Annotated in this window: 9 protein-coding genes and 1 pseudogene; 8 read left to right on the top strand and 2 right to left on the bottom strand. The window is 39.9% G+C overall.

From position 1 onward, the window contains the following. Positions 1-144: 144 nt before the first annotated feature. Positions 145-3615: pseudogene (locus C509_RS24190) on the top strand (isopeptide-forming domain-containing fimbrial protein); the annotation flags it as partial. A gap of 439 nt (positions 3616-4054) precedes the next feature. Here the strand turns inward: C509_RS24190 and C509_RS0117580 are convergent. Continuing rightward, positions 4055-4543 carry a DinB family protein gene (locus tag C509_RS0117580; protein ID WP_018708248.1) on the bottom strand — a complete coding sequence of 163 codons (489 nt, stop codon included), beginning with the start codon at positions 4541-4543 and terminating at the stop codon, positions 4055-4057. Positions 4544-4675: 132 nt separating this feature from the next. Further along, positions 4676-6322: a PucR family transcriptional regulator gene (locus tag C509_RS0117575; RefSeq protein WP_018708247.1), complete on the bottom strand. Its 1647-nt coding sequence runs from the start codon at positions 6320-6322 to the stop codon at positions 4676-4678. Positions 6323-6581: 259 nt separating this feature from the next. Here C509_RS0117575 and C509_RS27080 point away from each other — a divergent pair, with 259 nt between their 5' ends. The 7 genes from C509_RS27080 (at position 6582) to C509_RS0117545 (ending at position 15094) form a co-directional block, all read left to right on the top strand. Then, a complete protein-coding gene (locus C509_RS27080; protein ID WP_051088724.1) occupies positions 6582-7013 on the top strand; it encodes a M20 family metallopeptidase in 432 nt (143 codons plus the stop codon). 19 nt (positions 7014-7032) lie between these two features. Beyond that, on the top strand, positions 7033-7752 hold the full coding sequence (locus C509_RS27075; RefSeq protein ID WP_051088723.1) for a M20/M25/M40 family metallo-hydrolase: 720 nt from the start codon (positions 7033-7035) through the stop codon (positions 7750-7752). 109 nt (positions 7753-7861) lie between these two features. Next, a complete protein-coding gene (locus C509_RS0117565; protein ID WP_018708246.1) occupies positions 7862-9031 on the top strand; it encodes an iron-containing alcohol dehydrogenase in 1170 nt (389 codons plus the stop codon). Positions 9032-9068: 37 nt separating this feature from the next. Continuing rightward, complete coding sequence (locus C509_RS0117560) at positions 9069-10547, top strand: aldehyde dehydrogenase family protein (RefSeq protein WP_018708245.1); 1479 nt, start codon at positions 9069-9071, stop codon at positions 10545-10547. Between the two features lie 121 nt (positions 10548-10668). After that, positions 10669-12144, top strand: coding sequence for a sodium:solute symporter family protein (locus C509_RS0117555; protein WP_018708244.1), 1476 nt, complete (start codon positions 10669-10671; stop codon positions 12142-12144). 524 nt (positions 12145-12668) lie between these two features. Further along, on the top strand, positions 12669-13790 hold the full coding sequence (locus C509_RS0117550; RefSeq protein ID WP_018708243.1) for a CdaR family transcriptional regulator: 1122 nt from the start codon (positions 12669-12671) through the stop codon (positions 13788-13790). A gap of 158 nt (positions 13791-13948) precedes the next feature. Beyond that, on the top strand, positions 13949-15094 hold the full coding sequence (locus tag C509_RS0117545; RefSeq protein ID WP_018708242.1) for a glycerate kinase: 1146 nt from the start codon (positions 13949-13951) through the stop codon (positions 15092-15094). Positions 15095-15097: the final 3 nt, after the last annotated feature.

Here is a 15097-nt window from a genome sequence, read left to right as displayed (position 1 = left end):
TTCCATGCCAAGATCCAGTCTGGACAATCCGGCAAGGAACTGAAAAACATTGCGACGGTGGAAGGTGAAGAAGTCCCACCAACCCACCCAGAAGTTCCGATCAAAGTGGATCCGAAAGATCCAAAGCTCGAATCAGACAAAACAGCGGTCAACGCTGAAGAAGGAAAAGAGAAATTCGAAGTGGGCGACACGATTGTTTACACAATCCAAACGCGCAACACGGTATCCGATAGTTTAGTGAAAAACCTGACGATTGAAGATACCCTTCCAGAAGGACTCGAGTTTGTAGAAGGCAGCTTAGAAGTAAGTCATGAAGGTAAAGGCGAAGTCAAGGATGGCAAGATCACGGCGACCTTCGGCGATGTGATTGATACGGAATGGCGTACCGTTACCTTCGAAGCGAAAATCAAGTCCGGCCAGTCAGGCAAAAAGATCAGTAACGTAGCTAATGTTGGCGGAGACAACATTGATGAGCCGGATGAGCCAGAAAATGAAACGACAGTGGATCCAAAAGATCCGCAGCTTGAATCTAAAAAAACAGCAGAAAACGCTGAAAAAGACAAAGAGAAGTTTGAAGTGGGCGACACGATTGTTTATACAATCCAAACACGTAACACTGTATCTGATAGTTTAGTGAAAAACTTGGCAATTGAGGATACACTTCCAGCAGGACTGGAGTTTGTAGAAGGCAGCTTAGAAGTAAGCCATGAAGGCAAAGGCGAGTTCAAAGACGGCAAGATTACAGCGACCTTCGGCGATGTGACTGATACGGAATGGCGTACCGTTACCTTCGAAGCGAAAATCAAGTCCGGTCAATCTGGCAAAGAAATCGAAAACACCGCTAAAGTAACGGGTGATAATATCGATAAGCCAGATGAGCCAACAGAGAAAGTGACCGTTGATCCGAAGAATCCTGTTCTCAAATCCGAGAAATCTGCGAAGCTGGAAGCCAAAGCGGAAGGCAACAAAGATAAAGATCATCCAGAGGTGGGCGATACACTGCTCTATACAATCAAGACCCAAAACACGATTGAAGACAGCCTGGTGAAAAACTTGGTGATTTCCGATGACATTCCGGAAGGTCTCGAGTATGTCGAAGGCAGCCTGAAAGTAGACGGCGAATCTGTCACAGATGCCAAAGACAATGACAAAGGCCATGCAGTTGATGGCAGCATTACCGGCCAATTTGGCGACATCAAGGATACAAACTGGCATACAGTGGAATTCCTGGTAAGCGTCAAATCCGGCCAAGCAGGCAAATACATTCAAAACATTGCGGTTGTCGACGGAGACAATGTCGGCGAACCTGACAAGCCAGAAGAGGAAGTTCAAATTTATCCACGCCATTCGGTGTTTGAATCTGAGAAATCAGCAGAAAACGCTGAAAAAGGAAAAGAGAAATTTGAAGTAGGCGATACGATTGTTTACACAATCAAATCACGCAACAAAGTATCGGATAGTCTAGTTGAAAACATGACGATATCAGATACCCTTCCAGAAGGACTCGAATATGTAGCCGACAGCCTGAAAGTGAGCCATGAAGGCAAAGGCGAGTTCAAAGATGGCAAGATCACTGCGGCATTTGGCGATGTCAAAGACACAGAATGGCGCACCGTCACCTTTGAAGCAAAAATTAAGTCCGGCCAGTCTGGCAAAGCGATCGAAAATATCGCGACCGTTGATGGAGATAATGTCGAGGAGCCAGATAAGCCAGGAGAGAAAGTGACTGTCGATCCAAAAACGCCGAAGCTTGAATCTAAAAAATCAGCAGAAAACGCTGAAAAAGGCAAAGAGAAATACGAAGTAGGCGATACGATTGTTTACACGATCCAAGCGCGCAACACGGTATCCGATAGTTTAGTTAAAAACCTATCGATTACAGATAAACTGCCAGAAGGACTCGAGTACGTAGCCGACAGCTTGAAGGTAAGTCATGAAGGCACAGGCGACGTCAAAGAAGGCAAGATTACAGCAACTTTCGGTGATGTAACTGATACCGAATGGCGCACCGTCACCTTTGAAGCAAAAATCAAGTCCGGCCAATCTGGCAAAGCGATCGAAAATATCGCGACCGTTGGTGGGGATAATGTAGATGAGCCAGATAAGCCAGGAAAGAAAGTGACCGTTGATCCAAAAACGCCGAAGCTTGAATCTAAAAAGTCGGCAGAAAACGCTGAAAAAGGCAAAGAGAAATACGAAGTGGGTGACACGATTGTTTACACAATCCAAGCTCGCAACACGGTATCCGATAGTTTAGTGAAAAACATGACAGTTGCAGATACCCTTCCAGAAGGCCTCGAGTATGTAGCTGACAGCCTGAAAGTGAGCCATGAAGGCAAAGGCGAGTTCAAAGATGGCAAGATTACCGCGACCTTAGGTGATGTAACCGATACGGAATGGCGTACCGTTACCTTCGAAGCGAAAATCAAGTTCGGCCAGTCTGGCAAAGCCATCGAAAATATCGCAACCGTTGGTGGGGATAATGTAGATGAGCCAGATAAGCCAGGAGAGAAAGTGACCGTTGATCCGAAGGATCCTGTTCTCACATCCGAGAAATCTGCGAAGCTGGAAGCCAAAGCGGAAGGCAACAAAGATAAGGACCATGCGGAAGTAGGCGACACTATTCGCTACTCGATTAAAGCAAGAAACACTGAAGAAAACAGTCTTGTAACAAATCTCGTTATTTCGGATGAACTTCCGAAAGGCCTGGAGTATGTGGCAGGCAGCCTGAAAGTAGACGGTGAATCTGTCACAGATGCCAAAGACAAAGACAAAGGCTATGCAGCTGATGGCCGCATCGCTGGTCAATTTGGCGACATCAAAGATATAGACTGGCATACAGTGGAATTCCTGGTAACCGTCAAGTCTGGCCAAGCAGGCAAGGATATTAAAAACGTTGCCGTTGTCGAAGGAGACAATATCGACACACCGGATAAACCGGAAGAAGTGGTACAAGTGTACCCAAGGAACTCTGTTCTTGAGTCTGAAAAATTGGCTGCCAACCTGGAAAAAGACAAAGAGAAGTTCGAAGTGGGCGACACGGTTGTCTATACCATCAAAGCTCGCAACAAAGAATCTGATAGTTTGGTAGAAAACCTGACGATTGCCGACAAACTGCCAGCAGGACTGGAATATGTGGACGGCAGTTTGGAAGTGAGCCATAAGGGTTCAGGCGATTTCAAAGATGGTACCATCACCGCAACCTTCGGAGATGTAAAGGACACCGAATGGCGTACCGTTACATTTAAAGCGAAACTTCAATCCGGTCAATTTGGAGAATCGATTAAAAATATTGCCGAGGTAAGTGGTGATAATGTACCAGATCCAAATCATCCGGAAGCGAAAATCGAGGTGGAGCCAAAGGATCCGGAACCGACTCCAGAGGAGCCAAAAGATCCAAAGGATCCGACACCAACTCCAGAGGAGCCGAAAGAACCAAAGGATCCAGCACCGACTCCGGACCAGAATGACAATCCGGGAGTGAAAACACCTCCTTCTGATACAGCTAAAGGAGATGGCAAAAAGCTGCCGAATACCGCTACAAACCTATTTAATTATGGTTTAATTGGTATACTCGCAATCCTGGTAGGAGGATTATTGGCACTAAGAAGAAAAAAATCCAACAACAATTAAAGTAAAAGAGAAGACATCTTTCAGGTATGAAACGTGCCCGAGAGACTGTCTTCTCTTTTTTATTTACTACTAAGTCTTTGACCATTTTTTATAGGCCGTACTTTTAAGTGTTTAAATGACAAACAGTTATTTTAACATAGGGAGGAAAAGGCTTTTTTACTACATCATCCGATCTGATACAGCACGAACCATACAAAAATTGGAAGCAAAGTGGATGGCTGGTCAGGAACCAATTATTCCCTCATACCGAGCTTTAAGAGAGAGTTTAAAAGCTTTCTCTCTACTGCTCCATCGAAAGAGTTACAAATTTCAAACTTCAAGTGACCTATAAATAACTACGTTTACATGATAATAATTGAACTTTAACCAGCTTAATTATTTCTACACCTAGTATCTTTTTACCTTTTAAAGATACGTCACTCTATTTGATGGGCTTAGCTTCCATGTTCTCCGCCATTACTTTCTTAATATCCAAAATGGTTTGCAAATGCATTCCCTCATGAAAAATCGTGCGAGTTAAAACTTGTTCGATCGTATGCATCCCCATTTCTGTTGGTGGGAATTCCTCTTCCAATCTATGGCCGTACTCATTTTTAATTTCATGGGGCTGCTTTTCCAGAAGATCTTTTAATTCAACAAAGGAAGGAGTTTCACTTGTGAAATCCTGCGGGGATGTCCCAAATCCAAACCATTGATTGAATTCTTTTGGTACAACCGTCTCTTCTTTCGTTGCAGCCTGGATCCATAAATATTGGTCAAGATATAGATGGCCTAAATTCCAGCGGATATTATTGTTGAACCCCTTTGGTATGATCTCAGCTTTTTCCTCTGAAACATCTTCCAGGACGCCCAGAACTAAACGTCGATACGATTCCAACTGCTTAAACAATATTTCATGCCGCTGCTTCATCCTATAAACCCCTTTACATTTGATACAAATACATTCAAGCAAAACATCTTTTTTTCCTGCAAAGGTTGTTTTTTACACTTTTCTATCCTATTCTATGATTTGTTTCCAATAAACAAGCGGAAATCGCTTAACTTATCTCATTGTGTTGGAAGTAGAGTCCAATATATTAAAAGCCACTAATGACATTTGGAAAAGAAGTTGGTCCTTGATATTTTTAGGATCCAGTTGAGTTAATTCCTCAATCATCTTTAGGCGATATCTAACCGTATTTTTATGGATATATAAAGCATCAGCCGTATGGTCAAAGTTTGCGTTGTTAGCTAAGAATGTTTTTAAAGTATGTAATAATTCACTGTTCTTTTCATTATCGTACTTGATAATTTTTTCTAAGCAATCTTCTACAAGCTTTTTTGCTTCATAATGGGGGTTGCTGGAAAATAAGATGCGTTCTACGTTCAATTCTGAAAAGCTTTGGATATATAACTGGCCTATTTTGTTTTGAGTATCACCGGGGATGTTTGCGTAGGCAACTTTTATGGCCAGTAAGGCTTCATTATAGCTGACAGATAATTTTTCAACATTATTAAGTCGTCCAATCCCACCATAAAAGTTTATATTTATCTTTTTTACCAGTTTGGTTAAGTTATTTACAAGTTCGTTTTGATTATATTTATTTGGAATTAATAAAGTGAATATATTATTCTTATCAAAACCTATGAGTGCTTCAGGAAGAACCCACTTTAATTCATACTCCAGCATTTCTAAAATGTTTTCTTTCCGTTGCCAGATAGATATGTTATTTGGATTGTTAACCGGTTGCTGTCTTTTTGTATCAAAATCTAGCAATACTACATTATAGTGATCCTTCAAATGCCAATTTACCTCTTCTGCACGTCTTGATAAGGTATCACGTGATTCCACTTTTTCTGATAATAACATGGACAAAAAATCATTTCTAAACCTTTGAAACACTGAGGATACCGTTCTCATTCTCTCAATTTCCAAAGCAGATATTACAGCCGTCTGCTCAATGGCTGCTTTTTGCCATGTGTGAAGGCGGCAATGCTTTTCCCATAAGAAAACTCCACCTTCTAACCGGTTTGAACTGTATATCCACCTAACGGTAAAGATTTTTTGTTGCCAATTTAATCTCTGTATAGGTTTTTCTTGATCACAGGAGAATGCCGATATAATATTCTCGATCTCTTCCTTTGAAAAGTAAGACTCCTGCACATCAATTTTTTCATTGGTGTTTCTGATATAGATAGTAACTGGAATGTCTAATATCTTATTAAGTAAATGAGCAAGGTCTTTTAATTTGCCTTGCTTTTTAAGGTGATTATGAAACATTTCGTAAACAGTGTGATTCATTTTTAATTCGCTTTGATGCTGTTTGTTTATCCTGGTTACGATGGGCATGATAATTTCTGACCAAGAAACCTTATTCGGTAGTGAAAGGACGGGAAAGTTATTCTCATTTGCAAAAGAAATGGCAGCTTTAGGCAGCCCTGGGATATAACGTCCTAATTTTATCCCCAAACCGGAACAATTTTTTTCTACAAGAAGTTCTAATAACTTTGTAATACCTTCTTCCCAATGCATATTTCTTGTGAATGGATATCCGGTTGTTATGATAAAATCGCCACTGGCACACCATTTATAGCCATCGGGTGCATCAATTATTGTGGTATTTAAGACAATATTTTTTAGACCTTTTTCTCCGGCAAGGATTTCTGTATTTTTGAGTACATTTAATTGTATGACATCGTTTATATCCATTTCACATCATCACCCTGCTTCAAAAATATATTTTCAGTGTCTGCTTTGAGAATGTCGCCAAAATGAATTTTAAAAATTTACTCTATGCATAAAATTTTACATATTCTTGTTCGTATGTACAAATGGTTTAATCATTATTTGTACCCATCTCCAAATAATCACATGGTAGTATTGTAAACAATTACAACCAATTGACTATCAGATGGTTGTTTCTATCAGGAGATTCATTTTCAAAATATTAAAACAGGCGGTAGATCTCATGGTTAATCAAGAAAGAGCAATTCATTTTTTACGAAAGTTGATCAGTATAAAAAGTGTTAACCCTCCGGGGAATGAATTTGCCGTTGCAAATGCAATATCCGAACATGCTAGCAAGGCTGGTTTATCCACAGAAATTAAAGCGTTTTCAAAAGGGAGGGCAAATATCGTTGTTCGTTTGAAAGGGAGGAATCCAAAAAAGCCTTCGCTCATATTCAGTGGACACCTCGATACTGTGCCGGTAGGCGATAATTTATGGAAATACCATCCTTTTTCAGCTGAGATAGTAGATGAAAAGATGTATGGACGAGGTGCTTGTGACATGAAAAGCGGTGTGGCCGCATTGATTGAGGCAATGATTCTTTTGAAAGAAAGAAATGACATGCTTGAACATGATGTAGTTTTTTGTTGGAACGGCAGGCGAGGAAGTTGATTGTATAGGAGCTTCGTTAATGGTTGACGAAGATGTATTGAAAAACGCAGGAGCGATGGTGATTGGTGAACCTAGCAATGGAAAGGTTTTCACGGCCCACAAAGGTGCGTTGTGGCTTGAAATTAAACTATTCGGTAAGACAGCCCACGGCTCCATGCCAGGTGAGGGAATCAATGCAATCGTACATATGAGCGAGCTTATTGAAAGATTAAAGAGGTTTACATTTTCTTATGAAAAAGAACATCCTTTATTGGGAGAACCGACACTCACAATTAGTACTATTGATGGAGGTGTAAAAACAAACGTAGTTCCTGACCAATGCAAGTTAACATTGGATATACGGACAATTCCGGAGATTGAGCATTCAGAGATAATTAAGGAAATGGAAGCTATACTTAAAGACTTGGAAACTGAAATAGATCACTTTCAAGCTGAACTGAATGTTATCAATAATTTGCCAGCACTTGAAAATGAAAAAGATGATCCGTTTGTACATATAGCTTTAAAAACCAATAAGGATCTAAATAAAGTCAGCGTTGAAGAGTGGGGGGCAAACTATTATACAGATGCGTCTGTCTACTCTCCCAGTTTGAAGATACCGATTATCATTTACGGGCCGGGGAATGAAAAGCTGGCTCATCAGCCTGATGAATATGTTGACTTGAATAGCTATATTCGCTCCATCTCTTATTACGCTGAATTAGCCAAAAGATTTCAATTTAAGGAGGTGATTGCCTAATTGACTTTAGTGCTTAACGGGGACCTTACAAGTAGGCAATTTGTGTCATGAATCTCTTTGAAAAAGTATACCTGAGGAAGGCTCAGCCAAATTTGAGGGAGGAATTAACATGAGTGCAAACAAATTAACGGAATTCCTAGCGAAAACAAAATTGGTAACTGGTTCCGGTTGTGTAGAACAACTGAAATATGAAATAAATCAGAATGACTGCAATACAATGCTGATAGTAACAGACAAAGGAATAAAAAATTCTGGGATACTTGAAAAGGTAGAAACAATATTGAAGTCTACTAATGTGGAAACAATCGTTTATGATGAGGTTAAACCAAACCCAACTGTAACGGCTACTGATGAAGCATACAATTTATTCAAAGACAGAGGCATTAAAAGTATCTTGGCTGTAGGAGGCGGAAGTGTAATAGACAGTGCTAAAGCACTTTCAGTATTATTTACAAATGGCGGCTCTATTGCAGATTATTTCGGGTTCGATATCTATAAGAATGATCCGACCCCACTGTTTGCGATTCCCACCACGGTTGGGACCGGAAGTGAGGGAGGGCATGCAGCAGTGATAACGGAAGATAATACAGAGCTAAAAACTAAAAAACTTGTTTTTGGGCAAACGTTGTTTCCTGCCGTAGCCTTTTTAGACGGTGAGCTATTAAGAGGTATGCCGGGGGCACTGGTAGCATCAACGGGGATGGATGCATTAACACATGCTATTGAAGGGTATGTTTCTAGAAATGGCTCGGTTATTACAGATGCATTAAATTTACACGCAGTACGGGTTATTGGGTCCTCCATTCTTGAAGCTACAGCGAATACAGATAACATAGAGGCAATGAATAAGATGGTTCAAGCTAGTACGTCTACAGGTATTGGAATGGCAAACGGCGGTCTGGGCTTGGTTCATGGGATTTCACACGCGATTGGTGCTCAGTACGACGCTCCCCATGGAATAGTGAATGCCATTCTTCTCCCATATGTATTGGAGTTTAATTGGATTGCAGACCCTTATAAGTTTGCGCAAGTTGGTGAAGCTTTACGTGTAAACACTTGGGGCCTGTCAGTGGAGGATGCGGCAAAAGCGGCGGTTGAAAAAGTTAGAACTTTAACAAAAGAAGTCGGTATTCCTGAGAAACTTAGTGCGATTGGTGTGGATAAGGAAAACATAGAAGTTTTAACGGATATTGCATTCAACGATGAGCTTTATATGGCACCAAATCCACGAAAAGCAACCAGGCAGGACATATATAATATTTTAGAATCAGCTATATGATTTATCGCGCTTGTAATTTTTGATAGGAGGTTTTGGAATGACTCAAACTATTGAACTTTCAAATAAGGTAGTAGATTTTTTAAAGGGTACCAAGAAATTGTTTATAAATGGCGAATTTGTAGATTCACAATCAGGTAAAACGTTTGAAACCTATAATCCGGCGAATGGTGAAGTTTTGGCATATGTAAATGAAGCTCAGGCTGAGGATGTTGATAAAGCCGTGATTGCTGCAAAAAAAGCATTTGAAGAAGGCCCTTGGTCTAAAATGAGCGGTGCAGAACGAGGAAGATTGATGTATCGACTTGCTCAATTAATAGACAATAATAAACAAGAGTTGGCTGAAATTGATTCTCTCGATAATGGCAAGCCCATAAATGAAGTCTTAGGGAATGATATTCCAAATGCGGTAGGTCAATTTGAGTACTTTGCGGGTTGGACAACTAAAATTGTTGGACAGACAATCCCGGTTTCAGGAAATTATTTTAACTATACACGCCATGAACCTGTTGGCGTAGTTGGGCAAATCATCCCGTGGAACTTTCCGCTTATGATGGCTGCATGGAAAATCGCCCCTGCACTAGCCACAGGCTGTACGGTGGTATTGAAACCGGCAGAACAAACGCCGTTATCAGCGCTTTACCTTGCCCAGTTGGCAGCAGAGGCCGGCTTTCCAGAGGGAGTTATAAATATTATACCCGGTTTTGGAGAGACTGCAGGAGACGCGTTAGTTCAACACCCTCATGTGGACAAAATTGCTTTTACAGGTTCAACAAACGTTGGTAAAGCGATTATGAAAAAAGCAGCGGATACAATGAAACGTGTCACTCTTGAATTAGGTGGAAAATCTCCGAATATTATTTTGCCAGATGCTGACCTGTCTAAAGCTGCACCTGGGGTTTTCTCAGGCATAATGGCTAACCAAGGTGAAGTTTGCAGTGCGGGATCCAGAGTTTATATTCAAAAGAAAACATTTGATAGTGTAGTGTCTGATTTAATGAACTTCGCTCAAAATGTAAAACAGGGAAGCGGTATATCCCCTGACACAGAGATGGGGCCGCTTGTCTCTAAAGAACAGCAAAATCGCGTAGTTCAATATATAAACAAGGGAAATGAAGAAGGAGCTACTATGCTTTGCGGTGGAGGACATTCAGATAGAGGTTACTTTGTGGAGCCTACTATATTCACTGATGTAAAAGAGGAAATGGCCATAGCAAGAGAAGAAATTTTTGGACCGGTAGTTGTTGCCATGCCATATGAAGATTTAGATGAAGTTATTGATAGGGCAAATAACTCAAATTTTGGACTTGCAGCTGGTTTATGGACTGAGAATGTTAAACATGCCCACTATGTTGCTAATCGCCTAAAAGCTGGATCGGTTTGGGTAAACTGTTATAATGTAACAGACCCCGCCTCACCTTTTGGTGGTTATAAGGAATCTGGATTTGGTAGGGAAATGGGTTCGTATGCACTAAACAATTATACGGAAGTAAAGAGCGTTTGGATCAATTTGAATTAATTGTATTATTCAATCCAGTGGTGGAAACTAATTTGTTTCCCCATTGGATCATTACAACATTTGTCACCCATACGGATATAAAATCCTGATAATTCAAAATATTATAAAATCGGAGGCTTGCATGGGGATAAAATATTTAATTTTAATGTTATTCCTATTGATCTTGGGATACGTCGCATACTCATCTTATAAAAGGATAAACAATTATCAAGATTACAATCTGGCAGGAAAAAAGACCGGGTTGTTCGCTTTAACAGCAACATTAGTAGCAGCTGAGTTTAATACAGCAACGTTAATAGGCGGTGCTTCAGTGGCCTATGCATTCGGAACCGTTGGGGTTTGGTACACTTCTTTAATCTTTATTGTGGTTTTTTTAGTATATGCTTTCACAGTAGCAAAAAAATATAGAAAACTAAATATATCCACCATACCTCAATTTTTTGACAGAAGGTTTTCTAATGAAAAGTTTTCTGAAGCAATACGTGTAATATCCACATTCATTACTCTGTTTTATACTTGGTTGGCCCCAGCTGCGTATTTAGCTGGTATATCAGTAATTGGACACGTGTTGTTAGGTGTAAATCCGATAACATTTTCTGTGGTTATTGTCACGATTTGTTTACTTTTAGCAATAACAGGAGGTTTGATAACAGCTATTGGCATAGACGTTGTTGCTTTTATTATGATACTAATTGGTATTCCTGCTATTTTCTTTATTGGCTTAGATGCAGCAGGCGGGCTTTCTAACCTAAGCCAAGTTTATGAACCGAAACTTTTATCTCTGAAACCTGTTTGGGATACAGAGGTTAACTTTCCAATTGCGCTGACTTGGGGATTACAAATAACGTTTCTTTATATAGCAGCCCCTTGGTATGGCCAAAGAGTCTTCTCGGCTAAAAATGAGAATATTGCCTATAAGGCGATGCTATTTAATACAACATTTATTGTACTTCTGTATGGATTTGTGGCAGTTTCTACCATGCTTGCAAAAGTAGCTATGCCCAATTTAAGTGAACCAGAACAAGCGTTACCATTGTTAGTGGCAAATTACAGTCACCCTATCATTCAAGGTTTACTTCTAGTGACACTGTTGTTAGTGGGGATCAGTACAGTTGTGGCTGTTTGGAATTCGGCCGTTTCGATCGTAGTTAATGACCTACTCAAGAGATATTTCGCAAAAGATAAGAGCGAAAAATACTATATCAATGCAAGTAGAATTGGGTTAGTGGCGATAGCTGTCTCTACATTAATTTTTGGAATCATTTTTGTTGGTAATATCCAAAATTCACTGCTATACCTCTCTATCTTTACAGGAATGGTTGCAGTTCCTATTTTGACGTCTCTCTATTGGAGAAGGTACAATGCAACAGCTGCAATCGCTTCAATGTTTGCAGGATTGATATATTGCACTATTGCTTTAGCTAATGGTTTCCCAACCTATTTTGTCAGCCCAATTGGTGCCGTAATCTCTCTTCTGTTTGGAATAGCAGTTACTCTTATGACAACAACAAAAGAAGATATGAATAGAAGCCATGAATTCTTCATGCTAATAAATCCTGAAAAGAATCGCGATGAAGGATTCCAAAAGAGCAGCTAGGATATAGGACTCAACTTTTAAACATACAGCTTATAGATTCAGGTAGCATTCAATTGTCATATGATCTTAGAACTTGGCACCCTCTAATAGGTATGTGCTCATAAAAATTTTTTATCGATAAGCATACAGATAAATGCGTATATTCCAGTTTATTACCGAAGTATTAAATGCTTCGGGTTTTTTATTTTTCTTATAGTTCACTTATTTGAGATTCATAGCCCGATAAATTTTAGTATGAGAAGTGGCAATTGGGGGCGGCTGAGGTAGGATCCAAGGGCAAGAAGGCGGGAATTATGAATGAGGGTGATTGGCATAGAATCTAAGAGGAATCGAAAGAAGATTTCAAGGAGGGAGGTTATCGATATTGAGAGTAGCTTAATTGGATTCGCAGGAACGCTGTTAGATAGAAGTCTTTTATAAAGTGTCAGTGGCCATTCCTTTTGGCTCGTAGATATGCCGAACGCCTCGGCTGGGGAAATGTTATAATAGAAGATACATATATTATGGGATAGAAGGTGGATTCTATGGAAATTTCCATGGACCTGGCACAAACCATTGTAACGGAAATGAAGGAGATTATCGGGCAGAATATTAATTATATTAATACCGATGGTTTTATCATAGCAAGCACTAATGAAGATCGAATAGGTACTTTACATGAAGGCGGCAAGAAAGTAGTAGAAACGAAAAGCGATTTAGTCATTGAATTTGATGGGGAATTTGCCGGAGCAAAAGAAGGAATAAACATGCCGGTATATTTTGAAAGTGAAATTGTAGGCGTTATTGGGATCACGGGTGAGAGAGAGGAAGTGGAGGGATACGGAAAGATTATTAAACGGATGACAGAGTTATTGATCAAGGATGCCTATGCAAACAGGGTGATCAGTCAACAGAAGGAAACACAGCGTATGATGGTGGAACAGTTACTTATAGCTGCCAGTGAGGAAGAGAAGCAGGACATCTTAAAAAGACTTAATATTTCTAATGTGGACACAAGTGTTCCAAGGATAGCAGTTGTGGCTAAAATGGAAGATGATGATATGATCATCGATAAGACAGAACAGATCTTCCAAATTTTTCACGAGAGATTAGTGAAATACTATGACAATCTGATTGCCCAAATCTACAACAATATTGTCATTATCCTTCGTGAATTGCCCCAACAAGAATTGAATCAGATTTTATTCAATATTACAAATGAAGTAGAGAACAAGCTGAATCTTAATATAAAAATTGGTGTCGGAGCTGTAGTGCAGGATATATTACATGTGAAACAATCATATGAACAGGCATGTATTTCGCAAAGCTGGGCTGACGTCTCAAGTGATGATGGGATTGTCCATTATAATGACTTGGGGATAGAGTTGATTCTTGAAGAGGTTTCAAAAGAAATATCCGATACATTTGTCCATCAAGTGATCGGCTCCTTGAATCATAAAGACTTAAAAGAGTATGAAAAGATTATTTCTCTATTCGATACGCATAACGGGTCCATTAAAAAGATTTCTGATGTACTCTTTATTCACAAAAACACACTACAGTATAAGTTGAATCGATTGTACGAGAAAACAGGGTTTGATATGAGGAATTACCAAGATTTTTTAATGCTGAAAATCGCATTTTTGTTATATAAAAGCCATAAATAGAGAAGCCAAATTTGTTACCTGTAACAAATTTGGCTTCTTTCATTTATAAAAAAATCGTTTTTAGAGACATAGATAGGATCATGATAACCTTCTATAATTGATTTAAATACGTTTTCGGAAAACGTTTTCTTTTTTTACAGCTTGAGAGGGTGCAATAAATGAATATTGTTATCGCGACTGATTCTTTTAAGGGAAGTGCATCTTCTTTGGAAGTTGCTGGCTTCATCGAGAAAGGGATTAGAAGAGTTACACCAGGTGCAAATATCGTAAAGCTGCCATTAGCAGATGGAGGAGAAGGAACTGTGGAGGCGCTCACTTCCACACTGGAAGGGAGATATGTAGAAAGAGAAGTAACTGGCCCTTTGGGAGAAAAAGTAAAAGCAAAATTCGGAATCATCAATGACCGGATTGCTGTTATAGAAATGGCGGAGGCGTCAGGACTTACATTGATCAAGGAGGAAGACAAAAATCCTTTTATCACGACCACATATGGTACCGGAGAACTGATTAAGGCCGCCTTGGACTTCGATGTGAAGGAAATCTTAATCGGTATAGGAGGCAGTGCAACGAATGATGGCGGGGTTGGAATGGCGCAAGCCTTAGGGGGATCATTCAAAGATGCTGATAACCTTGAAATTCCGTTTGGAGCAAGAGCGTTAGAAAAAATCCAATATATCGATTTGGCTGGTCTGGATAAAAGACTCGCCCATACTAAAATAACCGTGCTTTCTGATGTGACCAACCCTTTATGTGGGGAAAACGGAGCATCCTTTGTATATGGGCCTCAAAAAGGTGCTTCTTCGAGCGAGGAAATTCAAGAACTTGATTCTCTGTTAAGATCATACGGTGAAAAACTCGAGGAAAAGCTTGGCAGAACCTTCATCGATGTGGTGGGTTCTGGTGCTGCTGGCGGTCTTGGCGCAGGGTTAATGGCATTTTGCAATGCTGAAGTGAATTCCGGTATCGAAAAAATATTGGAAATAATCCGTTTAAGGGAATATGTGGAGAGTGCAGACCTGGTCATTACAGGGGAAGGGAAAATGGATTTTCAATCAGTACAAGGTAAAGCACCTATTGGGGTTGCAAAGATTGCCAATGCTTTCAAAGTTCCTGTTGTAGCCGTTGTAGGGTCTGAGGGAGATCAAGCCAACCAAGTATATAAACATGGCATTGATCTGGTTATCGATATCATTAACAAACCAATGAAAATACAAGAGGCGATGAAAAACGTAGAAAAACTGACTGAAGATGCCGGAGAAAAGGTTATGCGGGCTTATCTCTTAAGAAAGTTCTTAGGAAGATGAAGG

Origin of the sequence: Siminovitchia fordii DSM 16014 = CIP 108821, assembly GCF_000374565.1 — a bacterium.
GTDB classification, from domain to species: domain Bacteria; phylum Bacillota; class Bacilli; order Bacillales; family Bacillaceae_C; genus Siminovitchia; species Siminovitchia fordii.
The sequence above is the reverse complement of the archived record's forward strand: the minus strand, read 5'-3'. Positions and strand labels throughout refer to the sequence as shown.